The organism is Acinetobacter sp. Ac8 (assembly GCF_055392545.1).
This window is the reverse complement of sequence record NZ_AP043689.1, coordinates 2688093-2714097: the sequence shown is the minus strand read 5'-3', so window position 1 is coordinate 2714097 and position 26005 is coordinate 2688093. Positions and strand designations below refer to the sequence as shown.

The 26005-nt window shown below is 36.4% G+C and carries 22 protein-coding genes; 12 read left to right on the top strand and 10 right to left on the bottom strand.

Annotation, left to right across the window (positions count from 1 at the left end; translation table 11 throughout):
• Nucleotides 1-316: 316 nt before the first annotated feature.
• The 4 genes from ACZ5QH_RS12850 to ACZ5QH_RS12835 all read left to right on the top strand — a co-directional run bounded on the left by ACZ5QH_RS12850 (nucleotide 317) and on the right by ACZ5QH_RS12835 (nucleotide 5343).
• Complete coding sequence (locus tag ACZ5QH_RS12850; RefSeq protein WP_004719619.1) at nucleotides 317-910, top strand: nitroreductase family protein; 594 nt, start codon at nucleotides 317-319, stop codon at nucleotides 908-910.
• 639 nt (nucleotides 911-1549) lie between these two features.
• Nucleotides 1550-3712 carry a malate synthase G gene (locus ACZ5QH_RS12845; RefSeq protein ID WP_004719622.1) on the top strand — a complete coding sequence of 721 codons (2163 nt, stop codon included), beginning with the start codon at nucleotides 1550-1552 and terminating at the stop codon, nucleotides 3710-3712.
• A 190-nt stretch (nucleotides 3713-3902) separates the two neighbouring features.
• Nucleotides 3903-4523, top strand: a complete 621-nt coding sequence (locus ACZ5QH_RS12840; RefSeq protein WP_303576812.1) for a 2OG-Fe(II) oxygenase — start codon at nucleotides 3903-3905, stop codon at nucleotides 4521-4523.
• A gap of 148 nt (nucleotides 4524-4671) precedes the next feature.
• A complete protein-coding gene (locus ACZ5QH_RS12835) occupies nucleotides 4672-5343 on the top strand; it encodes an SOS response-associated peptidase (protein ID WP_244012843.1) in 672 nt (223 codons plus the stop codon).
• Nucleotides 5344-5346: 3 nt separating this feature from the next.
• Here the strand turns inward: ACZ5QH_RS12835 and ACZ5QH_RS12830 are convergent, their stop codons facing one another.
• Nucleotides 5347-5811: a MarR family winged helix-turn-helix transcriptional regulator gene (locus tag ACZ5QH_RS12830; protein WP_004822209.1), complete on the bottom strand. Its 465-nt coding sequence runs from the start codon at nucleotides 5809-5811 to the stop codon at nucleotides 5347-5349.
• 964 nt (nucleotides 5812-6775) lie between these two features.
• Between ACZ5QH_RS12830 and ACZ5QH_RS12825 the strand changes: the two genes are divergently transcribed.
• A complete protein-coding gene (locus ACZ5QH_RS12825) occupies nucleotides 6776-8314 on the top strand; it encodes a TerC family protein (RefSeq protein ID WP_004822208.1) in 1539 nt (512 codons plus the stop codon).
• Between the two features lie 130 nt (nucleotides 8315-8444).
• Here the strand turns inward: ACZ5QH_RS12825 and ACZ5QH_RS12820 are convergent, their stop codons facing one another.
• The gene (locus ACZ5QH_RS12820) at nucleotides 8445-9302 is read right to left on the bottom strand and encodes an alpha/beta hydrolase family protein (protein ID WP_303576813.1); all 858 of its coding nucleotides are present in this window, start codon (nucleotides 9300-9302) and stop codon (nucleotides 8445-8447) included.
• Nucleotides 9303-9428: 126 nt separating this feature from the next.
• On the opposite strand from ACZ5QH_RS12820, the gene ACZ5QH_RS12815 reads away from it, so the two are divergent.
• Nucleotides 9429-9887, top strand: a complete 459-nt coding sequence (locus tag ACZ5QH_RS12815; RefSeq protein ID WP_303576814.1) for a hypothetical protein — start codon at nucleotides 9429-9431, stop codon at nucleotides 9885-9887.
• A 53-nt stretch (nucleotides 9888-9940) separates the two neighbouring features.
• On the opposite strand, the gene ACZ5QH_RS12810 is transcribed toward ACZ5QH_RS12815, so the two are convergent.
• Nucleotides 9941-10177, bottom strand: coding sequence for a hypothetical protein (locus ACZ5QH_RS12810; protein WP_004719635.1), 237 nt, complete (start codon nucleotides 10175-10177; stop codon nucleotides 9941-9943).
• A gap of 646 nt (nucleotides 10178-10823) precedes the next feature.
• On the bottom strand, nucleotides 10824-12116 hold the full coding sequence (gene brnQ, locus ACZ5QH_RS12805; RefSeq protein ID WP_303576815.1) for a branched-chain amino acid transport system II carrier protein: 1293 nt from the start codon (nucleotides 12114-12116) through the stop codon (nucleotides 10824-10826).
• Between the two features lie 335 nt (nucleotides 12117-12451).
• On the opposite strand from brnQ, the gene map reads away from it, so the two are divergent.
• Nucleotides 12452-13246: a type I methionyl aminopeptidase gene (gene map / locus ACZ5QH_RS12800; protein WP_303576816.1), complete on the top strand. Its 795-nt coding sequence runs from the start codon at nucleotides 12452-12454 to the stop codon at nucleotides 13244-13246.
• Nucleotides 13247-13596: 350 nt separating this feature from the next.
• Here the strand turns inward: map and ACZ5QH_RS12795 are convergent, their stop codons facing one another.
• The 4 genes from ACZ5QH_RS12795 to aceR form a co-directional block, all read right to left on the bottom strand.
• Nucleotides 13597-14769, bottom strand: coding sequence for a benzoate/H(+) symporter BenE family transporter (locus tag ACZ5QH_RS12795; protein WP_034617575.1), 1173 nt, complete (start codon nucleotides 14767-14769; stop codon nucleotides 13597-13599).
• A gap of 627 nt (nucleotides 14770-15396) precedes the next feature.
• On the bottom strand, nucleotides 15397-16050 hold the full coding sequence (gene leuE / locus ACZ5QH_RS12790; RefSeq protein ID WP_034618364.1) for a leucine efflux protein LeuE: 654 nt from the start codon (nucleotides 16048-16050) through the stop codon (nucleotides 15397-15399).
• Nucleotides 16051-16199: 149 nt separating this feature from the next.
• Nucleotides 16200-17183, bottom strand: coding sequence for a transaldolase (gene tal / locus ACZ5QH_RS12785; RefSeq protein ID WP_034618363.1), 984 nt, complete (start codon nucleotides 17181-17183; stop codon nucleotides 16200-16202).
• A gap of 88 nt (nucleotides 17184-17271) precedes the next feature.
• On the bottom strand, nucleotides 17272-18162 hold the full coding sequence (gene aceR, locus ACZ5QH_RS12780; RefSeq protein WP_034618362.1) for an HTH-type transcriptional regulator AceR: 891 nt from the start codon (nucleotides 18160-18162) through the stop codon (nucleotides 17272-17274).
• Between the two features lie 147 nt (nucleotides 18163-18309).
• Here aceR and aceI point away from each other — a divergent pair, with 147 nt between their 5' ends.
• From aceI to ACZ5QH_RS12755, 5 genes are all read left to right on the top strand, one after another.
• A complete protein-coding gene (gene aceI, locus ACZ5QH_RS12775) occupies nucleotides 18310-18735 on the top strand; it encodes a chlorhexidine efflux PACE transporter AceI (RefSeq protein WP_004822192.1) in 426 nt (141 codons plus the stop codon).
• Between the two features lie 682 nt (nucleotides 18736-19417).
• Nucleotides 19418-21487: a hypothetical protein gene (locus ACZ5QH_RS12770; RefSeq protein WP_303576817.1), complete on the top strand. Its 2070-nt coding sequence runs from the start codon at nucleotides 19418-19420 to the stop codon at nucleotides 21485-21487.
• A 131-nt stretch (nucleotides 21488-21618) separates the two neighbouring features.
• Nucleotides 21619-23334, top strand: coding sequence for an AAA family ATPase (locus ACZ5QH_RS12765; RefSeq protein WP_004822190.1), 1716 nt, complete (start codon nucleotides 21619-21621; stop codon nucleotides 23332-23334).
• Nucleotides 23335-23632: 298 nt separating this feature from the next.
• Nucleotides 23633-23932 carry a hypothetical protein gene (locus ACZ5QH_RS12760; protein WP_303576818.1) on the top strand — a complete coding sequence of 100 codons (300 nt, stop codon included), beginning with the start codon at nucleotides 23633-23635 and terminating at the stop codon, nucleotides 23930-23932.
• 96 nt (nucleotides 23933-24028) lie between these two features.
• Nucleotides 24029-24412: a 5-carboxymethyl-2-hydroxymuconate Delta-isomerase gene (locus ACZ5QH_RS12755; RefSeq protein ID WP_303576819.1), complete on the top strand. Its 384-nt coding sequence runs from the start codon at nucleotides 24029-24031 to the stop codon at nucleotides 24410-24412.
• A 37-nt stretch (nucleotides 24413-24449) separates the two neighbouring features.
• Here the strand turns inward: ACZ5QH_RS12755 and ACZ5QH_RS12750 are convergent, their stop codons facing one another.
• Both ACZ5QH_RS12750 and thiM read right to left on the bottom strand, forming a co-directional pair.
• Entirely contained in the window at nucleotides 24450-25070 is a 621-nt protein-coding gene (locus ACZ5QH_RS12750; RefSeq protein ID WP_303576820.1) for a DUF4240 domain-containing protein, read from the bottom strand.
• Nucleotides 25071-25130: 60 nt separating this feature from the next.
• Nucleotides 25131-25997 carry a hydroxyethylthiazole kinase gene (thiM, locus tag ACZ5QH_RS12745; protein ID WP_303576821.1) on the bottom strand — a complete coding sequence of 289 codons (867 nt, stop codon included), beginning with the start codon at nucleotides 25995-25997 and terminating at the stop codon, nucleotides 25131-25133.
• Nucleotides 25998-26005: the final 8 nt, after the last annotated feature.

Sequence of the window (26005 nt, the reverse complement as noted above, 5' to 3'; positions counted from 1 at the left end):
CAATATTTTTACCACAAAACAAGCAATGAAAACTATATAGGATATTTGCCATATTCTTATCGTTGAAAAGCTCAAGGCAATAGGCTGAGTTTAATGGTAAATTTTAATTGAATTGTTTGATTAATAAATACTTTAATTGCAATTTAAAAAGGGGACCACATAAACACGGTAGCATTTAAAAATGCCAGATTTCACATATTGTTCTAAATATAGAACACATTGTTATGTATATAAGCATGACGAAACTAAGAATGATGCAATACACTCAAACCATGTTAAATAACACGACCCATCTGGTCATAGAAGGATTAACACCATGTCATTTTTAAATCAAATCAAACAACGCCGTACAATTTATGCAATTGGTAGAGATTTAAGTTTAGACCAAGCGAAAATTGAAGAAATCATCAAAGATGCAATCAAGCATAGCCCATCTTCATTTAACTCACAGTCTTCTCGTGCTGTGATTTTATTTGGTGATTCACATGTTAAATTCTGGACAATCGTTTTAGAAACTTTACGTAAAATCGTTCCAGCTGAAGCATTTGAAGGAACTTCGGGTAAAATTAACAGCTTTATCGCTGGTGCTGGTTCAGTGTTGTTTTATGAGGATTTAAGCGTGATTAAAGCTCTACAAGAACAATTCCCATTATATGCTGATAATTTCCCAGTATGGTCTGAGCATTCAACAGGTATTGCACAATTTGCAACTTGGACTGCATTGGCTGAAGCGGGTATTGGTGCATCATTACAACATTATAATCCAATCGTGGATGAAGAAGTGGCAGCAACATTTGATGTACCTGCTGACTGGAAACTTCGCGCACAATTAGTATTTGGTTCAATCGAAGCACCAGCGGGCGAAAAAACATTTATTGATGATGCAACACGTTTTAAAACTTTTAACTAAGTGAAGCATTTCGTTTTAAGCTGAGGTCTATTGCTTATTTAGCTTAGACTTAGCTATTCCAGAAACCTGTTTAGAATGAAAATTTTAAACAGGTTTTTTATGTGCAGTGCGTTATCCCTGCTTGTCGCCAGACAATAGGTAGAAGCCGTATGATTAAATAATCTAAAAAAAGCATAAGTGGTTTAAAAAAATTATGTGATTCCACCTTGTTGTTAACGATTCTAATCATCTAAATTGAAACAATAAGATGAGATTTGAACAAACAGAAAAAAATATAAGTAAATCGAACAATTCTTTACACAGAATTATGGATTGGTTTTATCGACATTTAGCGCTATTCATGGCTTAATCTTTGCTCAAGGAATAAAAGTGTATAAAAAAATGGGGAAATTAGGGTTGATTCAGCACTTTGGTCTAATTTAGACATTTTAAAAAATTTATACACTGTTAAAAAGCGATTTAAGTTGATGATTTAGTTGATGGTGTTGCTGTATTTTTGATCATTATTTTTTAAGTTAATGTAGCTATTTTTTTAATTAAAATGATCACTATTTAGCAATGTGATAGTACTATTCAGCATGGTTTAAATCGGTATACTAGAAACTCTTGTTATAAAAAGTAGCAATATCAGGAAAGACAATGACTGCACGTATTCAAAAAGGCAAGTTAGCGATTGCTAAAGAACTTTACGATTTCATCGAAAATGAAGCACTACCAGGTTCTGGTTTAGATAGTGAAACATACTGGAAAAACTTTGAGCAAGTTGTTGTCGATCTTAGCCCTAAGAATAAGGCGCTTTTAGCGAAGCGTGATGAGATTCAGGCTAAAATTGATGAATGGCACCGCAACAATAAATTTGAACTCCAAGCTTATAAAGCTTTCCTAAAAGAAATTGGCTACTTATTACCAGAAGTAGAAGATTTTCAAATCAGTACAGAAAATGTAGATGAAGAAATCGCATTATTGGCTGGTTCGCAATTGGTAGTACCTGTGCGTAATGCACGTTATTGCTTAAATGCGGCAAATGCACGTTGGGGTTCTTTATACGATGCGCTTTACGGTTTTGACGTGATCTCTGAAGAAGGTGGCGCGGAAAAAGGTAAAGGCTATAACCCAGTTCGTGGCGATAAAGTTATCGCATTTGCTAAGAATTTCTTAAATGAAACATTCCCATTGGCAAATGGTTCACATGCAGATGCAACAAAATATGCTGTTGAAGGCAAAAAACTTGTTGTAACCCTTAAAGATGGTTCAACCTCGACTTTGGCGAAAGAATCACAATTTGTTGGTTTTAATGGCGACGAATCTGCACCTGTTGAAATTGTACTTTTAAATAACGGCTTACACGTTGTTATTGAAATTGATGCAAATAGCCCAGTGGGTAAAACTGATGCGGCGGGTGTTAAAGATCTTGTTTTAGAAGCTGCTGTTACCACGATTCAAGATTTGGAAGATTCGATTGCTGCTGTAGATGCAGAGGAGAAAGTAGAAGGCTACCGTAACTGGTTAGGTCTAATGAAAGGTACGCTTGAAGAATCAATTGAGAAGAACGGTAAAACCGTAACGCGTACATTGAATAAAGATCGTACACATAAGAACTTGATCGGTGGTGAAACAACACTTCATGGTCGTTCATTGATGCTTCTTCGTAACGTTGGTCATTTAATGACGAACCCTGCGATCCTTGTAGATGGTGCTGAAATCTACGAAGGTATTATGGATGCTTTAATTACACCATTATTGACTTTCGCAGACATCAAAGGTCAAAACGAAAACAAAAACTCTCGTAAAGGGTCAATGTATATCGTTAAGCCAAAAATGCATGGTCCTGAAGAAGTTGCATTTGCTGTTGAATTGTTTGAACGTTCTGAACAAGCACTAGGCTTACCAGCGAAAACGTTGAAAATCGGGATTATGGATGAAGAACGCCGTACATCTGTAAACTTGAAAAACTGTATTGCACAAGCGAAAGATCGTACTATTTTCATCAATACTGGTTTCATGGACCGTACAGGTGATGAAATTCATACCTTTATGGAAGCAGGTCCTTTCGTCCGTAAAGGCGAAGTGAAAAGCCAAATTTGGTTCCCAGCTTATGAAAACCGTAATGTGATGGTCGGTCTACAAGCAGGTTTACGTGGTAAAGCACAGATTGGTAAAGGCATGTGGCCTAAACCTGACATGCTTTTAGACATGTATAAAACCAAAATTGAACATCCAGAAGCAGGTGCAAGCTGTGCATGGGTTCCTTCACCATCAGGTGCTGTGATTCACGCGATTCATTATCATCAATGTAATGTTTCAGCACGCCAACAAGAGTTATTGAAAACTGAAGCGCTTCCGTTAGATGACTTGTTGACACCACCTTTAGCCACAGATACAAACTGGACTGAAGAAGAGAAGACCAAAGAGCTTGAAAATAACCTTCAAGGTATCTTGGGTTATGTTGTTCGTTGGGTTGATTTAGGTGTGGGTTGTTCTAAAGTGCCAGACATTAACAATGTTGGTTTAATGGAAGATCGCGCGACTTTACGTATTTCTTCTCAACACGTTGCGAACTGGTTACGTCATGGTATTGTGACTAAAGCGCAAGTTGAAGAAGTTATGCAACGTATGGCGAAAATTGTTGATGAACAAAATGCCAACGACCCTGAATATAGCAACATGGCGCCTGGTTTTGACGGTTATGCATATAAAGCTGCTTATGATTTAGTATTTAAAGGTGGTGAACAGCCGTCTGGTTATACTGAGCCATTATTGCATGCGTATCGCTTAAAGTTAAAAGGTTATACAGGCGATTAATTTTATCGTCTAATTTATCCTATTAGCTTATCAATAAAGCCTCTTCGGAGGCTTTATTCTTTTTATGGTTTATTTTAAATGTTGCTTTGCCTGCATATATAAAATTTATAGACGCGAGTTTGAGTTTTCAGCCAATAAGATAAAATCTCTGATACAATTTAATGGAATTAATCATTAAGCTGAATTATAAATGACATCAATTCTGAAATTAGATGCGCTGAAAAATGCTGAAGTTGCGAGTACGCCTTATCCGTATTTTGTGGTTGAACATGCTTTGGCTGATAGTGAAGTCCAGGCCGTAATCCAAGACTTTCCTAAAATTGAACAGGGCGGAAGCTTTAACATCGAAGATGTAGAAATTAAGCCTAATTTTGATCGATTTCTAAAATCATTGGATACACCAGAATTTCGTCAAATTTTAACAGATAAATTTGATGTCAATGTGATGGAACATCCGATGATGATTACTTTACGTGGTTATTCTCGTCAAAAAGATGGGCGGATTCACAGTGATTCAAAAAGCAAATTGTTGACGGTTTTGATCTATTTAAATGAATCTTGGGATGCGCCGAATGGACGTTTACGCATTCTCAATGATGATAAAGACATCAATAACTATGTGACTGAAATCAATGCAGGTCCGGGCTCACTGGTTGCATTTAAAGTAACTGACAATGGTTGGCATGGCTATATTCCTTATGAAGGGCAACGCCAATCTATTCAAATTAACTTTTTGACCAGCGAAAAAGCCAATGCAAAACATAAGTTTTTCCATGGTTTAAGTGCCAAAGTGAAAAAGATTTTTGGATAAAAGTTAAGTGAAGGGGGTAAACTTCGGTTTATCCTCAATTGAAATCGCGAGCTGTCTCAAGTTTTTATCAATGTCTAATATTCTTATCAATGGATAGCGCGATAGATAAATTCAACAATTATAAATCAATATTTTAAATCTTATTATTATGTGTGCCAATTTTAAACCGATCAGCTTATTACAAGTTCAACAGCTTGGCTTACCCGCGATCCCTTTCCTTTATGAAGAAGAAATATTTCCAAGCTTTCAAACGCCGTTGTTATTTAAATCCGATCAAGGGATGGAATGGCGTTTAGTCAACTTTGGTTTAGTGCCAAAATGGGCTGAGGACAAAGATGCTGCAAAACATACTTATAATGCAAGAAATGAAACCCTGATGGAAAAACGCAGTTTTGTCGAGGCTTTTAGCAAGTGCCAATTTGGTGTGATCCCCGTGACAGAATTTTATGAATCCAAGTATATCAATGGTCGACCACAACGGTGGGGTGTGCGACGTAAAGATGGTCAGGCTTTTTATATTGCTGCACTGTATGAGATTACCCGATTAAAAACCGGTGAAGTTGTTCGTTCAGCCACCATGATCAGTATGGATGCCCACACCCACCCGATGATGAGTGAATTTCATGAACCTCGAACAGATAAACGTTCGGTGGTGGTTATTCCACAGCATCGACTTGATGAGTGGTTGGGCTTAAAACAGCCCAATATTTCGAGTTTTATAGAGGGTTTCCCTGTGGCGGAGTTTGAGTGTTTTTATTGCCCCAAAGTATCAAATAACAAAAACTCGCCACAGTTGAACATCTTTGATGAAGAATCTTAACAATTAATGTGCAAGATTCTTAAAGATGATTTTTAAATTTTCCATGGTTTTTTCAATTTGTAGTGGTGTTAAACCGTCAAATGACTGTTCAAGTACAACACTCATTAAATCATTAATTTTATGGGTCATTTGTTGCCCAGATTCTGTTAAATGTACCCGTGTAATACGTGCATCGTTTTCACAAGAGTAGGTATCTACAAAGCCTTCCTCTTTTAAGCGATAAACAATTTTGGTTGTTGTCGACATTTTAGAAACGATCATTTCTGAAAGCTCAGAGACACTTGCATCTGGCTTGGCTTCTAAAGCAACCAATAATCGTCGTCTAGAGTTGTCTACCCCATACTTTTTAAGTACGTGATCTAAATTTAAAACATACTGAGAATGAACTTGAGTGATCCAGTAGTATGGGAAATTTTCGATGTTAAAATTTTCAGCAGCGGGTAAAAATTTTGCATATTTTTTAGTCATTTAGAGGTCCCTGTTTTTTGTAATTATTGCCATATATTAAGCGCTAATCATATTTTACTTTGAATACTTGAATCAATATGTGATAGATCACTTAATGAAAAAAACAAGTAAAATCGACGAAATGTAAATTTTGCTTGAACTAAACTTAAGTTAAAGTATTCAGTAAAGGCATTGTATAACTGTCTTAAATTAGATAAAAAGTAGTAATACCTTGCGTAAATTTAGTCGCTTCTTCATGCAATTTGGAATGAACAGAGTTCATTCTCTAGTTGTTGGTGTGGAATCGAAATTTTCAAAACAACCGCAAAGGTTATTTTTATTGAAAGTCAATGAATGTCCTTGTGTCATAATGGTTCATCCTATGTATTTCAGCTTGCTCAAGTATGAAAATTACCAAGAAGATGTTGTGAAAAGCAAGCTTATTAGTTAAAAAAATTAACATCTGATGTTATTTTAACTGAAAAATAAGAAAAATCAACTTGGCTTTACTGTTAATAATTTCCTTTGATTACGTCATCATGGCGATAAATCTAAATATTTCCTCTCTAAATGCCCATATATCCGATTGAAAATTATTAATTAAATTAAAGCGATTTATACCTTTAAAAGGTAAGTAGCATTTAATAACTATAGTTATACACAATTTATATTGAAAAAATCCAATGACATTTTTGTAAGATTGAGTGAAAAATAATTTGAATAAGATGAATCGGCATCTGTAAAGCATTGAGTTGATCATACGAGAGCAGGGATGAACTGCAATTCGCCCGTATGGTGAGGTTATCCATAAGAAAAATCTTAAATAAATGTAAAATTTTTGTGAAAAATAATTACAACCGCAAGATATTGTGCATAATTAAGCTAATTTAGTTGAAAAGGTTTCATTCATGGATCCGTCGTCGTGTAGGTCAAATTTATTTTTCTCCACTTTATATATTGATAATAATAAGCAGGAGCTCTAATAATGGAATTTTTATTAGACCCTGGAATTTGGGTTGGTCTTTTAACCCTGATTGTTTTAGAAATTGTACTGGGTATTGATAACCTCGTCTTTATCGCCATTCTTGCAGATAAACTTCCTCCAGAACAACGAGACAAAGCACGTATTATTGGCTTATCTTTAGCCTTAATTATGCGTTTAGGCTTGCTGTCTATCATTTCGTGGCTGGTCACATTAACCAAGCCTTTAATCGCATTTGGCGGGTTGTCTTTCTCAGGTCGAGACTTAATCTTATTATTCGGTGGACTATTCCTCGTCTATAAAGCCGTCACTGAACTACATGAAAAAATGGAAGGCAAACCTGAGGTTAAAAGTTCAGGTGCGGTTGTCTATGCAAGCTTCTGGGCAGTTGTAGCGCAAATCATCGTTTTAGACGCTGTATTCTCTCTTGATTCGGTGATTACCGCGATCGGTATGGTCGACAATATCTACGTGATGATGGCCGCTGTAACGATTGCTGTGGTTGTGATGTTGATTGCGTCTAAGCCGTTAACCGCTTTTGTCAATAAGCATCCGACTGTCGTGATTCTATGTTTGAGTTTCCTATTGTTGATTGGTGTGAGCTTAATCGCGGAAGGTTTTGGTTTCCATATTCCGAAAGGCTATATCTATTCGGGTATTGGCGTAGCAATTTTAATTGAAGCCTTTAACCAATTTTCTAGCCGTAATGTTGAAAAGCATCAGTCGAAAACGCCTTTGCGTCATCGTACCGCAGACTCAATTTTAAAATTGATGGGAAGCAAGCTGGATGCAGATTTATTACAAAGCCCTGAAGCTTTAGCCGCTCAAAAAGCCTTTGGTGATGAAGAACGTTATATGGTTGGTGGTGTACTGACCCTTGCTGAACGTTCAGTTGCTTCAATTATGACGCCAAGAAATCAAATTTCGTGGATCGATCTTGAAGATGATGCGGAGAGTATTCGTCAGCAAATTTTGGCTGTACCACATAGTTTATTCCCTGTATGTCGTGGACAACTAGATAAAGTGGTTACGGTTGTCCGTGCTAAAGAGTTAATTGATGTACTGGATGAACCAGAGCAATTACAAGCCTTGCTTAAACGTAGTCGTCCAATTTTTATTTTTGAAAAAATGAAAGTGATTGACGCAATCCATACCTTAAGAACGTCTAAAGGTTCTTTGGTCTTGGTGAGTAATGAATTTGGCAATATCCAAGGTTTGATTTCTCCATTGGATGTGTTTGAGGCAATTGCGGGTGAATTTCCTGATGCAGATGAACAGCTAGAGTTGATCAAACTGAATGATACAACGTGGAAGGCATCAGGCATGCTTGACTTGTATCAACTTGAGTTGGAACTTGGTATGTTAGATCTAGTTCAAGAAGACTCAGGTTACTTTAGCGTAGCAGGTTTGATTTTAGACAAAACTCAAGGCGAAGCAAAAGTAGGTACTCAGATTGAACAAGAGGGCATTTGGTTTGAAGTCATCGAAATGGATGAAAATCGAATCAAGACGGTAAAAATTACCCGTCCAGAGCAATTTTGATCACTATTTTGCGATTAAATCGCAAGCAGATATAAAAAACTAAGAAAAAATGCCTCATTGATGAGGCATTTTTTTTGAATAAAAAGAGCACTTAGATAGGATTACTTATCTAAGTACTTAAAACTAAAAATTAATTAAAAATATTTTGTGTCATTGTTGGCCATAAATTTTGATGTGACTTCTTAAACATTAACATATGACCAATGGCTTTATGACCTGTATCTTTCGGTTTAAGCTCTATCATTTCTGTGTTGGCTTTTGGATATAGGCGAAGTAAGTCTTTGACATTGGCTTCAGTAGCGATCTCATCATCCGATGACCAATACACCGTAATTGGGCATTGAATGTCGTTGTGATAGTCCTCGAAAATCGTTTTACCTATAGCGTTCATTACATAACCGGGTTTACTGCAAAATTCAGCCCATTGTTTTGCAACATTTTTGGGTAAATTTTCTCCCATGCCTAAAAACTTGGTTGCGCCATAACCTTTGACTAAGCTCGAAACAGGAAAGATCATCTTAAACATGACTGGCGCCATACGTTTGGTTCGCCCTTTAAGTCCTTTGACATGTCCTGTAGAGCCTGAAATTGCAATCACTTGTGCCACTTTCTTGTAGTTAGAAACAATGCCTAATAATTGTCCGCCAGCACTATGACCTAAAAGTATAACTTGTTGTTTTCCTGTCTTATTCAACAAAGTTTCAATGGCTGCAGGAATATCCAGTTGACCCCAGTCTTGGATGCTTGCTTTGGACTGACGAAGAGGACCATGTAAGGATTCACCTATACCACGGAAATCGAAGACCAATACATCTGAACCTTGTTGAGCAAGCCACTCTATAAAATGATGATAAAAACCTTGGGTAATCCCTGTTGCAGGGCAAACCAAAATAGGCAATCGATGGGTTGATTGTTTTGCCGGATAAAAACGTGCAGTTAAGCTATAGCTATCTGCACAAGTTATGGTTAAATTTTCAAATGTATTCATAACAATTCAATGAGTATGCTTTGATGATTACTTTATATAAGTTCCAAAAAGAAACTTGATCAAAGTATGACTTATGAGTCAAAGCTAATCTAAATATTTTAAGCTGTTGGAATTAGGGTGTTTTAAATGGATTTTGTGGATTTAGGTTTGTCAGTAAAGTTAGCTTTAATATTCAGCGGGATTTTTCTATGGGTAGGTATGCTGACAGGGGTTTGGAAATACTATCAAATTAGCCGATCAGAAATGGCCCGAGCGCATTATTATGTCGATATCGCACATCGCAGCAGCTTGCTTTATGCTCCAGCCACTTTGATTTTGGCGGTAATGGCCTATTGTTCAAGCTGGACAGAAACCACAAATTTGATATTTGTCTTGATCAATTTATTCTTTTTTAGCTTTTCAATCGCCAGTTATGTTTTGCATGGTTTTTTAAAAGATACGACCAATCAATTCAAACAACCGCACCAATTAGGAACCATGCAATTACCGAAAATATTGTTACGTATAGCAATGCTGTTATTGGTACTTGGGGAGATTGTTGCGACGGGAGGATTATTACTAGGAATGTTGAATACTTTGTTTTAATACTTAAATTTTTATAATTTTCTTATTTAAGATGGATGCATGGCATCCATCTTTTATTCTGTAATCTTCGCGAGTTTACGAGATTTATGGTCGACTACATCCCAAACATAGAAGGCAGCAGAAACGACTAATGCATAGGCAAAAAATTCAGGTTTTAAATTGCCTTGAATGAGTCCATGAATAAACAGAGTCACTAAAAGTGCAAGTGTTGTACTTAGATAGATGACCAGTTTTGTATTTGTCTTCAAAGAATTAATGAAGACTTGCTTATTGAAATGTATTGATAACATCCCCATTCCTCCTGTCTGCTCGACAAAAACCACATTGTTTTAGTCTGGATTGGTTTATTCAGTTGTACCATATCTAATTATTATTTCAAGAGCAAACACCTCTATTATTCAAAATAATTATGACATATTTATTACAAATGATGATTATTTTATAAAAAATGAAAATATGAGTGATTTTTTATATAAATGATGTAATTGTTGTGGAGTTAGTGTGAGCCAGTTATCAAAATAAAATACAATAACTGAATAGGTCTTGGAAGTACTTTCGACTAAAGTTGAAAAAAATTATGCAATATTTATGCAAAAATCGAAAAAAATGACTATTTTTTTCAAAATAATTCGATTTTGACATGGAGAGCGGTTCATTCATGTAAAAAATGCAACAACGCGACTGAATTTATCTGTGTTCAATGAAAATTTAGTTTTAGTATTTTTAGTCAAATGCTTTTTTATACATAGCGCAAAGTTTGATTCGATCTATTCAAGTGCACTGATCACATGCTTGAAGCACTAAGATGGATCAAACAACGCTTTTAAAATTGTGTCGCAAACAATAACGGCCTGTGGGGTAAACATGACAATTATTGATCACTGTTAAAATAAGATTTGGGTAAAATCAAATTTTAAGGATGATAATTAAAAAGCTTTATTTTTTAATTTTATCAATTACGACACAGATGATTAACACGATCAATGATGGGATCACCCATGCTAGATTCTGTTCATTTAACGGTAAGTTTTGAATCATCAAAGGTAAGCTGTCTTTAAAGCTTGTGACTTTAATTCCTTCAATAAGACCAAATAGAAATGCAACGCCAGTAACAGGTGCGATAACCGTGGTTGGTTGATTGAATTTACCCCAAAAGAAGCTTAATAGAATGACCACAATTGCCGGTGGGTAAATTGCACTGAGTACAGGGACTGAAAAAGCTATTAGTTTGGTTAAACCTAGATTTGAAATCACCAATGAAAATAACACTAAAATAATCACTAAAACTTTATATGGGATTTTCGTGAGTTCAGAGAAGTATTCAGCACATGCACAGGTTAAGCCAATCGCGGTAACCATACATGCAATAAAAATCAAACCTGTCAGGAATAAAGAACCTAAGTCACCAAAAGCATGTTGAACATAAGCATGCAGGATCACTGCGCCATTTTCAGCATTTGGAGCAGCATCATGACTGCCTAAACCAAGTTTAAATAAGCTGAGATAAACCAGCGTTAAACCTACACCAGAAATCAAACTTGCAATAATGGCATATTTGGTTACGAGCTTTTTATCTGTTACACCACGAGAGTGGATGGCATGAATAATCACAATACCGAAAACCAAAGCGCCTAAAGTGTCCATGGTTAAATAACCATTCACAAAACCTTCAGAAACAGGGCTGGTAGCGTAATTGTTGATCGCAGGAGAAATTGAACCAGTCGGGATCAGAAATGCTGCAATACCTAAAATTGCCAGTGCAATAATTTTTAGCGGTGCAAGAATATGACCCACTGTATCCAATAATTTATTTGGATAAAGAGAAACTAAAGTTACAAATGCAAAATAGATAACACTATAAATAAATAATGCTGTACCACCATTTCCAAAGTATGAGGAAAAACCAATTTCATAAGAAACAGTTGCAGTACGAGGTGTAGCAAATAATGGCCCAACCGAGAGATAACACACAACCGTCAGTATTAAACTTGCGACTTTACCTAAAGGCGAGCTTAAAATCGCAATAGAACCTTCAGTTTTAGAAAGTGCCATAATGGTAATAACAGGTAAGCCTACAGCTGTGACTAGAAAACCTAGCGCTGCGAGCCATACATGTTCACCGGCTTGTTGAGCAACAATGGGTGGAAAAATAATATTGCCTGCCCCAATAAATAAGGCAAAGGTCATAAAGCCTAAAGCAATAATATCCTTTGTACGGAGATTAGTCATAAACTGTGGTTGAAAAAGCAAAACAGCGATTTTAGTAGAAATAGCTTATTTTTTGTATTTTATTTTATGGATAATATTCCCGTTTTTTATAAATTTTAACCAATTAGTCATATTGATTATATTTATGTGGATGATTCACAGTTAATTTTCAAAAATTGAAAAAATCAAAATTTTCAAAAAATATAGAATAGATAAAATCATCATATGGAAAGATTATACTTATTCTAGAATTTATGTGCTTGATTTTGCATTTTTATTGAATATGATAGGCGGTAAATTGCCCTAAACGTATTGAAAAGGCATATAATATTTTTTCACTTTTGCGGACAGATCCAATGAAAGCTTCTACAGTCACCATTAAAACCGAACAAGACCTTGAAAAATTAAGAGTGTCGGGGCGTTTAGCTGCTCAAGTTTTAGCAATGATTGGTGAATATGTGAAGCCGGGCGTGACGACTGAGTATTTAGACGATATTTGCAATGATTTTATTGTCAATACGCTAAAAGTGATCCCTGCAAATATTGGATATTATGGTTATACCAAAACCACCTGTATTTCTCCAAATGAAGTGGTCTGTCACGGTATCCCATCAAAACATAAGGTTTTAAATGATGGCGATATCATCAATATCGATGTTGCGATTATCAAAGATGGTTATTTTGGTGATACCAGCCGTATGTACTATGTGGGTACAGTTAAACCTGAAGCGAAAAGACTGGTTGAAACGACTTATGAGGCAATGGTGGCTGGGATTCATATGGTCAAACCCGGTGCAACACTCGGGGATATTGGCCATGCGATCCAACAAGTTGGGCAACGTGAAGGGTATACGATCGTTCGTGAATATTGTGGTCATGGGATTGGTAAGATTTATCATGAGCAACCTAACGTATTACATTATGGTCAACCCAGACAGGGCTTAGTGCTTAAAAAGGGTATGGTTTTTACCATTGAACCGATGATTAATGCAGGGAAATCCAGTGTCAAAGAGCTGAAAGATGGCTGGACTGTGGTTACTGCGGATAAGTCATTGTCAGCACAATGGGAGCATATGGTTGCTGTCACAGATACAGGCTTTGAGTTGCTTACTCCTTGGCCTGAAGGCACTGGCAGCTACCCTGAAATTTAATCTTTAGACTTTGGTCTAATGAATGAATTATGCTCGGCGATTTATTGTTTTTTCATCTTTAAAAATGAGATTTTTTTCACTTTATTTACTGGAAATGCGGATCTTTTAGTGAATATTTTCGTTTAAGAAATATTCAATAAGTGTTTTTAAGTATTGGTTTAAATATTAACCAATCGCTAAGATAGCTTCCAGATTCTCGCTGTAGTTTCTATTGTTGTTTCAAGCTTTCTAGCTTACCCATCCTAGGGTAAGCTTTTTTTTTGTCTATCGCTTTTCAATTTGCTTTGATTCGACGATTGCAAATTTAAAATAAGATGAATGAGCCTCCATTCATCTTATTGATCAAAATGCTATTTTTTAAGTTTAAAGTTTAAAATAAACGAAACAGCGAAGCCAAATAGTAGTCCCCAAAAAGCTGAACCAATCCCAAAAAACTGAACACCTGATGCACTGAATAAGAAGGTGAGCAGTGCTGCTTCACGATCTTTGACTTCATGAAATGCAATCGCAATATTATGACTAATCGTACCAAACAAGGCGATCCCCGCTAATGCCACAATAAAAAGATGTGGAAAAGACATCAATAGACTTGTCAGTGTTGCCGCAAATAACCCCATCAAAATATAAAAGAAACCACAGCTCATACCAGCAATATAGCGCTTCGCAGGGTCTGGGTGAACTTGGTCATCCAGACTGACAGCAGCACTGATTGCGGCAATATTCACGGTATAACAGCCAAATGGTGCAAGCAAAGTCTGCGCTGTACCAGTCCAACCAATAAGTTGGTTAACATGGGGTTTATAGCCATAACTTTTAATCATCGCAATCCCTGGTAAATACTGAGATGCCATATTGATCACAAATAAAGGCAGTGCCAATCCGAGAATTGCAGACCATGTGAACTCAGGTGTCATCCATACTGGTTTTGCCAATCCCCAATGTAAGGTTGGAACATGAAACTCCATAAAAAATGGACAAATGATGATTCCAGCGATCACGGTAATCACAATACAATAACGAGCCCATAGCCGTTTAGTGATGATATAAACCGCCAAGAGGCTGAGTATAAATGCCCAGTCATTTTGCATACTGGCAAATAGAGCAATACCAAACTTGAGTAATACGCCTGCCAGCATGGCACTGGTCAAACTCTGAGGAATATACGAAATAATTTTTTCAAATATGCCTAAAAAGCCTAGTGTGGCAGTCAGTAAACCACTCACCAAGAAAGCACCAATCGCTTCATAGAGTGAGTAGCCGCTGGCAGTGGCAATGATGAGTGCAAGTGCAGCGGTCGACCATGAGGTGGCAACAGGATATTTGAATTTCCAAGAAAGAATTAATCCTGAAAGACCTATACCTAAACCGAGTGCCCAAAACCAAGAGGTAATTTGTTCAGGGTTTGCGCCAAGTAATTGAGCCGCTTGTATAACGAGTACAGCCGAAACACTGATACCAATTAAGAAGGTAATGAAACCTGCAAATACAGCAGGTATAGAGAAGTCTTGGAGTAACTTTTGCATGATCCTTTGCTTTTAAATTTGATTGAATGGTTGAAAATGCAACCATCATACATGGATCATTTTAAAGCTTATAGAGTTAATTGGAATTAAATAGCAAAAGGAAAAATAAAATTGAATAAATTATCATTTTGGGAGAATTTGGCTTTTTTAATCTAGAACGGTCTTGGTTGAAAACAATGTATAGTCAAACCACCTAATTATTCATATAAGTGATTTGCATCAATTCATTTTTGGTACTTTTGAATCATAGTTGGTGATCCTATCGTGAGGCGACATGGATGTCGCCGTTGGGCGGGGGTACAGGACGTACCTCTCGCCCAGCAAAAGATTTTTGTCCCTTTTTATCTCTAAAAAGGGAGGCATCGCCTACGCAAAGGTATTTAAACGTTGAATGTAAGGTGTGGCATTGCAAGCTTTTTATAATCAAACATTTTTGTCATGCAGTTGATTTGATTAAAAATATTAATTGAAAGAAGTTGTATTCTTGTGTCTGAGTTTTTTGACAGGTTGACTATAGATTACCCATTGATAAAGGTTAGATATTACCTCGAATAGAAAGCGCAGTTTATCCAAAAGAACGATCCAAAAAGAATGCTTTAATCAGGAGATTTATTGAGCTAAATCAGTTTACATGGTTGAAACGGCAAGCTTGATTCCAAAAGCACAGAACAGTAAGCCTACACAAGCAACACAACCTGCAGCAATTTTGTAGCGTGTATTGAAAAAAGTGGCGAGTTTAACCCCTGAGAAGATCAAGATCGTCAAATAACTCATACTGATGATTTGCAGAATCACTGAAAGTGCCGCAAAACTTAAAGCAGGGTAAGGGTAATCAGGATCAACAAATTGAACAAAGAACGAGAGATAAAATAAAATTGCTTTTGGGTTGAGTAAGCTAATGGTTAGTGCTGTTCGAAATGGATGAAATTGTTCGTGAGTTGCAGTATTCGATGTATTTGTTTGCAGCGTTTGTGGTTTGCTCTGCCAAGTTTTGATACTTGCGATCAGTAAACGAATACCGAGATAAGACAGATAGCTTGCACCTACAACTTTGAGAATGATAAATAACCATGGAAAAGCGTGTAGTAAAGAGGCAGCACCTAAAACAGTGCAGAGAATCAGGATTAAATCTCCTGTAAATACGCCTAAGGCACCGATATAGCCCGTTTTAATCCCAAATCGAGAGGCAATTGACATCACATACAATGAGTTAGGACCGGGTAAAATGACGATAAAAATAGTCCCTAGTATATATGTCACAATATCGGTAATACCAAACACAACATTCTCACTGTATAAGAAAAGCGAAATAAAAAAGCCGAGTGTTTATGATAACAAACTCGGCTTTAGAGTGTGAGCGATTTTAGTGCAATTTTAACCAAAAGCGCATCTACAATTTAGATTTATATAAATCATTCTAAATACATAGATTAGTCAATAAAATCAGCATCTAGGCCAAAAGATTGACGCAATAATAATGCAAGTTGTTCACGCGCTTTGATAAAACCGTCAATCCCGCTTTGCAATAATTGGAATGCCATTAAATCAGCTTCCAATTGTTGTTTAAATTCTGCTTTAGAGATCTCTTGATGTTCTTGAGCAGTCTGGTCCGTGTCTAAGCTGAGTTGAGAAACCACATGACGTTGGTCATTTTTCAATTTTTCAAGCAGACCCGGTGCAACGGTTAAAAGGTCACAACCTGCTAAACCTAAAACTTGGTCAATGCTACGGAAACTTGCGCCCATCACTTCAGTTTTGATTTGATGCTGTTTGTAGTAATGATAAATTTGTTTAACAGACAATACGCCTGGATCTTTCTCAATTGGATAGCTCTCTACATTTTCAGCTTTTTTAAACCAATCTAAAATACGGCCGACAAATGGAGAAATCAAAGTAACATTGGCATCTGCACAGGCTTTGGCTTGGTGTAAACCAAAAAGCAGGGTTAAGTTACAATGAATGCCTTCTGCCTCTAGCACTTTCGCTGCCTGAATACCTTCCCATGTAGAGGCAATCTTGATCAGAATACGGTCTTGGTCGATCCCATATTCTTTATACAATGCAAGTAGCTCTTTAGCCTTGGCAATGGTTTCTTCGGTATTATAGGAAAGGGCTGCATCCACTTCTGTTGAAACACGACCTTCGACAATATTTAAAATTTCGACACCCAGTTTGACGGTGAGAATATCGATGGTGCGTTCGACGAGCGCATCTAATTCATAACCTTCTTTTTTTGCTTGAGCATAGGCATCTTCAATCAGTTCACGACTTTCAGGCTGTTGTGCTGCTGCTGTAATGAGTGAAGGGTTAGTCGTTGCATCCAAAGGGCGAAATTGTTGAATTGCGTTTAAATCACCTGTATCAGCAACGATAGTGGTTAAGCGTTTTAATTGATCTAATGCAGATTGTGTCATTACCGATTATTTCTTAGTTAAAATATTTGTGATTTATTTATAACACAATGCGATTTGAGCAAAAGAGGAAAATGTATTGAAAGGCCTATTATTTTGTATGAATTCTTTGATTTCGAATGTGATTAATCAAAAAACGAGCAGCTGAGCCTAAATTGCTCTCACGACTCCAGACTAAGTCGACAAAATATTCAAATTTTGGTGTGAAATCGAGCAAATCTAAGATTTTTAACTTATGTTTGAGCTCAGGATTTTCATTAAACATTTCCAAGGGAAGTACACCCCAACCCAGTTCTTTTAAAATTAAAGCACATGCTGAGTGGTGATTGTCTGTCCGCCAATAGTTTTTAGAATAAAGCAGTTCGGGTTTAATGGTTCGATCACGACTTGCCACGACAATTTGTCTGGATTGTAGGATTTGTTCAAAAGTAACTTGTTTATGTGCTGATAATGGGTGATGAATAGCTGAAACAGGGACCAAGGCTTCTTTTTTAAATTCGACAAATTGCTCACGGCTTTCAAGTATTTCACGTTCAAACATCAATGCCAGTTGAGCCGTCTGATTCATCAGCATTTTCAGCGCATCTTCTTGTGGTGCGGAGAAGATATTAATTTCTAAAGTTGGAAAATGCTCTCCCAACAGTGCAATGTATTCAGCCCAGTCTGTATGCAGTAATTCTGAAACCACCACGATATTTAATGAGGATTCCAAGCCTTCGCTAAGTGCAATCGCTTGTTGTTTCCACTGATTCATTTCTACCAGTAGTTGTTCAGTTTTTTCATATAAGCGCTGAGCTTGAGGTGTAGGGATTGGTTCACGTCCCACACGATTAAAGAGTTTTAGATTTAAGTCTATTTCCAAGTTGGCGATAGACATACTGACAGCGGAGGGGACTTTGCCAAGCTGGCGGGCTGCTGCTGAAAATGAACCTGTTTCCATCACTGTTTTAAAGATAGTGAGTTGTTCTTGGTTAATATTCATGCGCTTGGCACCATTCTGTTTAGTTTTTCAGTTATTAAATTTACTCCAATTCACGCAACCTTTCAATAAAATTGAAAGAACCTGACTCGATTGATCAATATTATAAAAATATAATGCATCCATCGAATCAAGAAAGAGTAGTTTTAAATGATGATTTCCAAAAGAAGGGTTATTCATGCATTAAGCTATGAAGTCATCCTGTTGGTGATCATAGCGATTGCATTAAGTTTTATTTTTGAAGTGCCAATGGAAGTTACTGGTGTATTAGGTGTTGCAATGGCCGTGACTTCAGTGGTTTGGAATATGGTGTTTAACCATTTCTTTGAACAATTTGAACGTAAGAGAAAACTTAAACGTACCATTGGTGTACGTATTTTACATGCCATTGGTTTTGAGGGTGGTTTGATGTTAGCCACGATTCCAATGGTTGCTTACGCAATGGATATGTCTTTGTGGCAAGCAATTTTATTGGATTTTGGAATGACCACCTGTATTTTGGTGTATACCTTTATTTTCCAATGGTGTTATGACTTGATTGAAGAGCGTATGGGGGCAAAGCCTGTACATTCTTAATTAAGCCTGCAATGCATTTATTTTAAATTTTAGTGAAAATTTCAAATGTGTTGCGATAGAGATCCCCTTAGTTTTATTGAAAAGTAAGGGGATCTTTTTTTATAAAAATTTAATTAAATCAATTTTCTGGAAAATTTGTTTGATTATAAAAAACTGCAATGCCACACCTTACATTCAAAGTTTAAATGCCTTTGCGTAGGCGATGCCTCACTTTTCAGAGATGAAAAGTGACAAAAATCTTCTGTTTGGCGAGGGGTATGTCCTTTACCCCCGCCCAACGGCGACATCCCTGTCGCCCCACGATAGGATCACCATCTATGATTCAAAAGTACAAAAATGAATTGATAACCAATTGTTACTCAAAGTTCATATAAAAACATAAGCTTCATTTATGATCAGTTGCTTGATAGAAGTCACTTGTATAAATAATTAGGTGGTTTGACTATAAGGAATAAAAACTAGGTAAAACATAATCAATAAAATAAAAACCCGTTACACGATCACAGCTCAGTTTAAACAAACTTTTGCAAAAGATAATTGAATTCAATTTGTTTTGTAAAATTGTTCGCCTACAATAGTGACTGTTAACATTTCATAAATGGCTTGCGTTGTCGCAAACATAGAAGAAGTGTCAACAGACCCTAATAAATTCAATATATGTAAGAGATGGATTGAGGCAAATATGGTGCAGACAGTTCAGGAGCAGCTGCCACATAGACACCAGCTTGCTGCTCAAGAATTACTTCAGGTTTCAGCAAATTTAAATAAGATTTATCTTGATCAATTTGACTATTTGTCCGAGATTACTGCGCACAACTTTTTCCAGTTTGATCCACAGCAGCATAAATTCAGTCTGGCAAATCAGTTACTCAATATCTACTTTGATGAAGAAAAGGGTTTAATTTTTGCTTTAAATTTTGAAAAGTTACCACGTTGTTTAGAAAATAAAATCAATATCAATCGTTTTGTTCAATATTTCTCAGAAAATATTTATTTTTATACAACAAAATATCATGAGATACATCCAACTGATTTAAAGACCAAAGCCCAAATCATCCGCCAAACGCTGATTGAGCAGGTTTTCGAGTGGGTGGATGGTGAAAATCGGGTAGAGCAGTATTTATATAATATTAGTGAAGCAGATGCAGAGCGTATTGATCAAATTTTGCTGCACTATGAATATTTTGATTATGCCTATGTTTCTGATTTTGCCAAATATGGTAAAGCGATTCCTTTAAGTGTTGAAATTAACATTAAGCATTTAGTGCTGATTAATTCTGTATTGGGTCAAGAGTTTTTACCGATTCAGTCATTGCTACCCAAATTTCAACAGGCCATTTTTTCTTTAGATCAGTTTATTCCAGCGCATTATTTGCGTATTTTAAAGATTTTTCACCCAGAATCATTACGCTTACACGAAATCAGTCAGTATTTTGCAAGTTATCAACTACTGGCTGTACATGCTCAAGAACAACCGCAAATGCTTGCTTATGCAAAATATATGAAACGGGGCTTTTGGCAATATCAGGATTTATTGAGCAAGCAGCACTTTTTACAAAAAGATGCTGAATATTGGGAACAGGATCAAGTTCCACAATTTCCAATTTGTAGTCTTAAGCGCACTGCAAATTGGCTCTTTAAACAAGATGAACAGGTCAATGATTGGATGAGTCGACATATAAAGGATCCCAATGTCAGGATCACGATCACAGCATTAAGTCTGATTGATACTTCAAAGATTTATCCTGAAGTCACTCTAAGTGTTTTAAAGTATTTTAAAAATATTGCAGCACGGCTATTTTTAATTGAATGCCATTCTTTTGCAATTACAAATGAATGGCAAAATCATCCAAAGAACAATCGTTATGATTTTTTAAAAACAGAGATTGAAAATAAATCGAATAAGAAAATAATTTCTAATTCTTATTTATATATCGAAGAATGGTTGGATTTCGCTGCGTTGATGTTAGCGGATCAACCACAGATGTATAAAAAAATATACCTTAAGATAAATCGTATCATTCAAGCATTTATGCTGTTTGTACAACACATTGCTCAGGGCTTGCCTAAGCAACTGATTAAATTTATTGATCCGCAACGACAACAACATGCTGAATTTTTTATTCAGTTGCAAAAGCACAATATAACAGTCGATGATTTCCGTAAAAAACTGAAACACATGCAGATCGGTCGTGCATCTAACCATAGTATTTACGACAGCTTTGTTTTGGATTATGTGATGCATTTATTTAATGATCATCACGATATTGAGCGGAATGTCACTTGGTCTGGTCTATATCAGCAAGCACAGCGTTGGCATCAACATCATTATTTTGTTGATACCTTGTCGACACTTAAAGAAAAAATAGATGTAGAGCATTGGGATCGCGTTGCACCAATGCAAAAGATTTATTTTGAAGAGTGGTGCTATGAGGAACTGAATAGCTTAAAACGAATTATTCAAGAGTCGTTGGTGTTTAAACACTGTTTGGCATTGTCCTATTGTGCGCGGATCGCAGATCGTGAATATGTAGCATTTCATGTATCGAAAGTTGATGATGCGACTCAGGAAATGACTTTAGGTTGTTATTATAAATTAGGACGTTTGGTCTTTGATCAATTGCGTTTACCCAATAATCATATTCCTGATGAGTTTTATATATTGAAAGCTCAAGCTTTTATTGAAGATGTAAATCAGCATTTAAAATGGAAAAGCAGTATTCAACCCAATGAAGAATTGGGAAACTTATAGTTTGACGTAGATGAATTTTGAGTGAGCGACTTGGCTTTAATTCACTTTTCATGATGCATTTGGCTTAACTTTTTATGTAAAAATCGTTAGGCTATAGCCGTCCCATCCTGTTTAGGTAATTCAAGGCTGTTATGAAACAAGAAACTGCACTCAAACTTATGAAAGCGGGTGAAAATGTCTTTTTGACTGGATCTGCTGGTGCAGGAAAAACCTATACGCTTAATCAGTACATCAATTATTTAAAAGCACGCAAAGTCCCTGTTGCAATTACAGCATCTACGGGGATTGCAGCAACACATATGAATGGCATGACGATTCATACTTGGGCAGGCATTGGGATCAAAGATACGCTGACGGATGATGATTTAAAGCGTATGAAAGAGCGTAAATACTTAAAAGAGCATTTAGAAAATGCCCAAGTCTTGATCATTGATGAAATCTCAATGTTACATGCCAAACAGCTTAATTTAGTCAATCAAGTTTTAAAATATTTTAAAGAATCTGATGATGCTTTCGGTGGTATTCAAGTGATTGCAGCTGGAGATTTTTTTCAGCTGCCGCCTGTAGGAAAAAATAGCGAACTAAATCGAGATAAATTTTGTTTTATGTCAACCGCTTGGGTTGAAGCAAAATTCCGTGTTTGCTACCTGACAGAGCAGCACCGTCAAGATGATTCAGCTTTAAATGATGTACTCAATGCAATTCGTGCCCAGAATATTCAGCCACAGCATATTCAAGCGCTACAAGATACCCGTAATCAAGACATTGGTGATACCTACACACGCTTATATACCCACAATATGGACGTGGATAGTATCAACTTTCAGCATCTCAATGCGATTGAAGGCGATGATCATCAATTTGTAGCGGTCACAGATGGGAATGAAAAGCTGATTGAGACATTGAAATCTTCTGTACGTGCACCTGATGAGTTGACGCTTAAAAAGCATGCCAAAGTCATGTTCGTTAAAAATAACTTCGATATGGGCTATATCAACGGTAGTTTAGGTGAAGTCATTGGATTTGAAGAAGACGATGAACTGGGGATGTTGCCTAAAGTCAAAATGACTGATGGTACAACCTTATTGGTTGCGCCAGAAACATGGTCTGTTGACAATGAAGGTGGTAAAACCATCGCCAGTCTACAACAAGTGCCATTACGGTTAGCTTGGGCGATTACTATTCATAAATCACAAGGGATGACCTTGGAAGCTGCGGAAATCAACTTAAGCCATACCTTTGAAAAAGGTCAGGGTTATGTGGCTTTATCCCGGCTTAAATCGATTCAGGGTTTAAGATTGTTAGGTTTTAATGATCAGGCGTTGGAACTGGATAGTCTTGCAATTAAAGCAGATCGCCGTTTTCAAGAGTTATCCAATGAAGCCGAAGTGCATTATGCAGATTCAGATTTAACCACACAGCACAATGCCTTTATTCGTCATTGTGGTGGTACGTTAAATACCACTGAGATTGAACGTAATGAGAAGAAGCTGGCGCGTAATAGTGGTAAAACCAATTATGCTTCAGCAACACTTGATGAAACGCGTGAATTGTTTGAAAGTGGCTATGAGATTCAGGATATTGCGGTTGAACGTGGATTAACTCCTGCGACAATTATCAATCATTTGGCTCGTTTACATCGAGAACAAGGTTTGGATATCTCGATTGCAAATCCTGGTGAAGAAGTTGTAGAAAAAATTCGTGTGATTTATAAAAAATTAAAGAAACGCCAAGATCCAAGTCATTTTAATGATGATGGTGCGATTAAATTGCGTCCAATCGTTGATTTAACCAGTCCTAAAATGGGCTATGATCAAGTACGTTTGGCATTGTTATTTGTTGAGTGAACCAAATCAAATTTATAAATTATGCATATTTATTGTTTATTTGAAATTGCTGAAATTTCAAACATTCAAGTTGGTCTGCAAATATTTATTCGTAATCATCTTGCTTGATATCATCACTCTTTAAACTTAATCTTTAAGAAGTTAAGCATTATGCACTCAATAATATGGATGTTATTGAGTGTTAAGACTATGTGGTAAATGTTGAGCTCTGTTTTCGATCTTTAGGATTTCATATTTAGAAATTTATAAAATGCATGCAGCATAAAGTATAAATGATAATGTTTTTTACACTAAAATATTGCTGATCTTTATAACCACAGCAACATATGCCGAAACTGAAAAACAAGTCGCCTGTAGTAAATTTAGAGAGATCGCTTATTATTTTGTTAATCAGCAACCAAATGGAAAATCAAAAGCTGAACAAATCGCTTTTGTTGATACTTATGGTGAAAAAACGGGTGATGAAACAGAATACTTAAAAATAATGTTGAATTACATCTATGAAAATATTGAAATAGTCGCAGACATAAACAAACAAGAAAGTATTGCAAATTATTTTGGTGATTTGAATTACGCGCAATGTATTGAAAAAATATAAGCCATATTTCAAACTAATCGCGTTAATTTTACAGTTTTTTTATATGATAATGCTATAATTCTGACCAATATCCAGTACTTTCAAACGGTTAATACGATGCCACAAATGTTTATTGATTATTCTGACAATATTCAGAATTTAGATAAAAAGAAATTGATGTTGGGTTTAAATCATGCATTGTTTGATACAGGCTTAGTGAGTGAAGCACATGATATTAAATCCCGTATTCAATCAGTTTCGGATTATTTGATTGGCTTTGGGGATGAAAGCGGCGAGCAGAGTAATCAAGCATTTATTTTTGTACGTTTACAAGGTCTAAGTGGTCGTACTGAACCACAAAAAGACTTAATGACTGAAAATTTATCGCAATTTTTACAGTCATTTGAAGGTTATTCTGCACAGGGTTTAGAAATTCAGCTCTGTGTAGAGTTTGCTGAAATGCCACGAGAAATTTATAAAAAAGTTTTTGTGCAAAAATAATCAGATTGGGGCTTAAAAATAAGCCCCAATCTTTTACTTATTCACTTCTGAGTTCGCATATTGCTTTAACCAGTTTTGGATATCGCGCTTGTAACTCAGCACCATTGAGTAAATCTCTTTCAATCTCGCCAGCTGCAAAATCATAGTGATGTTCTGGATATTGTAAATATACCGCATCACGAATCTCAGACTCTTCTTCATTTTCATGATGAACGCTATATGCCTCATCAGCAACATAGAGTAGACCCTCAGCCCAAGTATCGCCTATATCAAAACTATATTTTCCGCTAACAAAGTTTTGAATATCTTCTTGTATGTCATCAAAGAATTCCTTACCTTTGAGGATTAACCAACATCTAAAATAAATAAAACCATCATCTGATAGATAAGCATCGAAATTGAAAATACCATCTTTTTCAGTAAAATCAGATTCTAAAATTGTCGAGAGTTCTGCGATTTCAGCACTATAGAGTTGTGAGAGTTTGAGCTGGAGTGTTTTTTCGAAAGTAATCAGTTGTTGTTTATCTAATTGAGATAAATATTGCACAAGATCTTGTAAATGCTGGTCAATATCATAGTCAGACCAGTGAGCATCTTTGTTATGATTCGACTGGTCTATTGCGTCCCAAAACAATTTTTCTTCTTCTCGTAATGACATCAGTGATTCCATAGGTTTAAGCTTAATTTTAATGCTAAAAAGTAAATTTATATGTTTAGTCTAAAGACTTAAAACTTCTATGTCTGCATATTGCCAAATTTTATCTGCACTCATTTGATATATTTCATCTAAAAATGCGACATTAAAGCTTCCAACAGCTTGGGCTTTTTCAAAAGCCAGTTTTCCTGCAATCGCAAAATGGATATGTGCAGAGATTGTTGCAATCGTGGCTGTTGTGACTGCACTATACGCAGCAATTAATGCCCCTAAAGCGCAACCTGTTGCCGTGACTTTAGGCTGTAAATAGCTTCCACCATTGACCTGAATCACGCTATTGAGCTGTTTAGAAAGGATAAAGTCAGATTCACCAGAAATTGCAACACATTCGGTATGGGTTAAAAGTGCTAAAGCCTGTAAATACACTTCATTGCTTGACACAGTACTGTCTACACCTTTGGATTCAACTTGATTACCTGCAAGTGCACTGATCTCTGAGGCATTACCACGAATAACAGTCGGTTTAAGCAAAACCAATTGATCAACCATTTCACTGCGCCATTTGAGAAATGCACCATAACCAACAGGGTCGAGAACCCACGGTGTATTTTTACTTGCTACAGTTTGTGCTGAAATTTGCATGGCCTGCATTTGTTCAGAGGTCGGCGTTCCCACATTGATACTTAATGCCGCAGCAATAGAAGCAAAGCTTTCAGCCTCAAATGGGTTATCAATCATTGCAGGGGAAGCCCCAGCAGCCAGTAAGACATTGGCAGCATAATTTGCTGCAACACTGTTGGTGATACACTGGACTAAGGGCTGTTGAGTTTGTAACTCAGTCCAAGCATCCACAACTTTTTGTAAAATGACATCAGTGTGGGTATGAAGTTGATCCGTTTGAGAATGTGTAATATTTTCAGGATGATTCATAAATGCTC

Coding starts and splice junctions, on each gene's coding strand:
- ACZ5QH_RS12810 (WP_004719635.1), bottom strand. CDS start 10,177: ATGTTATCAATACATTTCAATAAGCAAGTCTTCATTAATTCTTTGAAG.
- ACZ5QH_RS12835 (WP_244012843.1), top strand. CDS start 4,672: ATGTGTGCCAATTTTAAACCGATCAGCTTATTACAAGTTCAACAGCTT.
- ACZ5QH_RS12765 (WP_004822190.1), top strand. CDS start 21,619: ATGAAACAAGAAACTGCACTCAAACTTATGAAAGCGGGTGAAAATGTC.
- tal (WP_034618363.1), bottom strand. CDS start 17,183: ATGACACAATCTGCATTAGATCAATTAAAACGCTTAACCACTATCGTT.
- ACZ5QH_RS12815 (WP_303576814.1), top strand. CDS start 9,429: ATGGATTTTGTGGATTTAGGTTTGTCAGTAAAGTTAGCTTTAATATTC.
- ACZ5QH_RS12820 (WP_303576813.1), bottom strand. CDS start 9,302: ATGAATACATTTGAAAATTTAACCATAACTTGTGCAGATAGCTATAGC.
- brnQ (WP_303576815.1), bottom strand. CDS start 12,116: ATGACTAATCTCCGTACAAAGGATATTATTGCTTTAGGCTTTATGACC.
- thiM (WP_303576821.1), bottom strand. CDS start 25,997: ATGAATCATCCTGAAAATATTACACATTCTCAAACGGATCAACTTCAT.
- ACZ5QH_RS12770 (WP_303576817.1), top strand. CDS start 19,418: ATGGTGCAGACAGTTCAGGAGCAGCTGCCACATAGACACCAGCTTGCT.
- ACZ5QH_RS12795 (WP_034617575.1), bottom strand. CDS start 14,769: ATGCAAAAGTTACTCCAAGACTTCTCTATACCTGCTGTATTTGCAGGT.
- ACZ5QH_RS12750 (WP_303576820.1), bottom strand. CDS start 25,070: ATGTCATTACGAGAAGAAGAAAAATTGTTTTGGGACGCAATAGACCAG.
- map (WP_303576816.1), top strand. CDS start 12,452: ATGAAAGCTTCTACAGTCACCATTAAAACCGAACAAGACCTTGAAAAA.
- aceR (WP_034618362.1), bottom strand. CDS start 18,162: ATGAATATTAACCAAGAACAACTCACTATCTTTAAAACAGTGATGGAA.
- ACZ5QH_RS12840 (WP_303576812.1), top strand. CDS start 3,903: ATGACATCAATTCTGAAATTAGATGCGCTGAAAAATGCTGAAGTTGCG.
- ACZ5QH_RS12845 (WP_004719622.1), top strand. CDS start 1,550: ATGACTGCACGTATTCAAAAAGGCAAGTTAGCGATTGCTAAAGAACTT.
- ACZ5QH_RS12830 (WP_004822209.1), bottom strand. CDS start 5,811: ATGACTAAAAAATATGCAAAATTTTTACCCGCTGCTGAAAATTTTAAC.
- ACZ5QH_RS12755 (WP_303576819.1), top strand. CDS start 24,029: ATGCCACAAATGTTTATTGATTATTCTGACAATATTCAGAATTTAGAT.
- aceI (WP_004822192.1), top strand. CDS start 18,310: ATGATGATTTCCAAAAGAAGGGTTATTCATGCATTAAGCTATGAAGTC.
- ACZ5QH_RS12850 (WP_004719619.1), top strand. CDS start 317: ATGTCATTTTTAAATCAAATCAAACAACGCCGTACAATTTATGCAATT.
- ACZ5QH_RS12825 (WP_004822208.1), top strand. CDS start 6,776: ATGGAATTTTTATTAGACCCTGGAATTTGGGTTGGTCTTTTAACCCTG.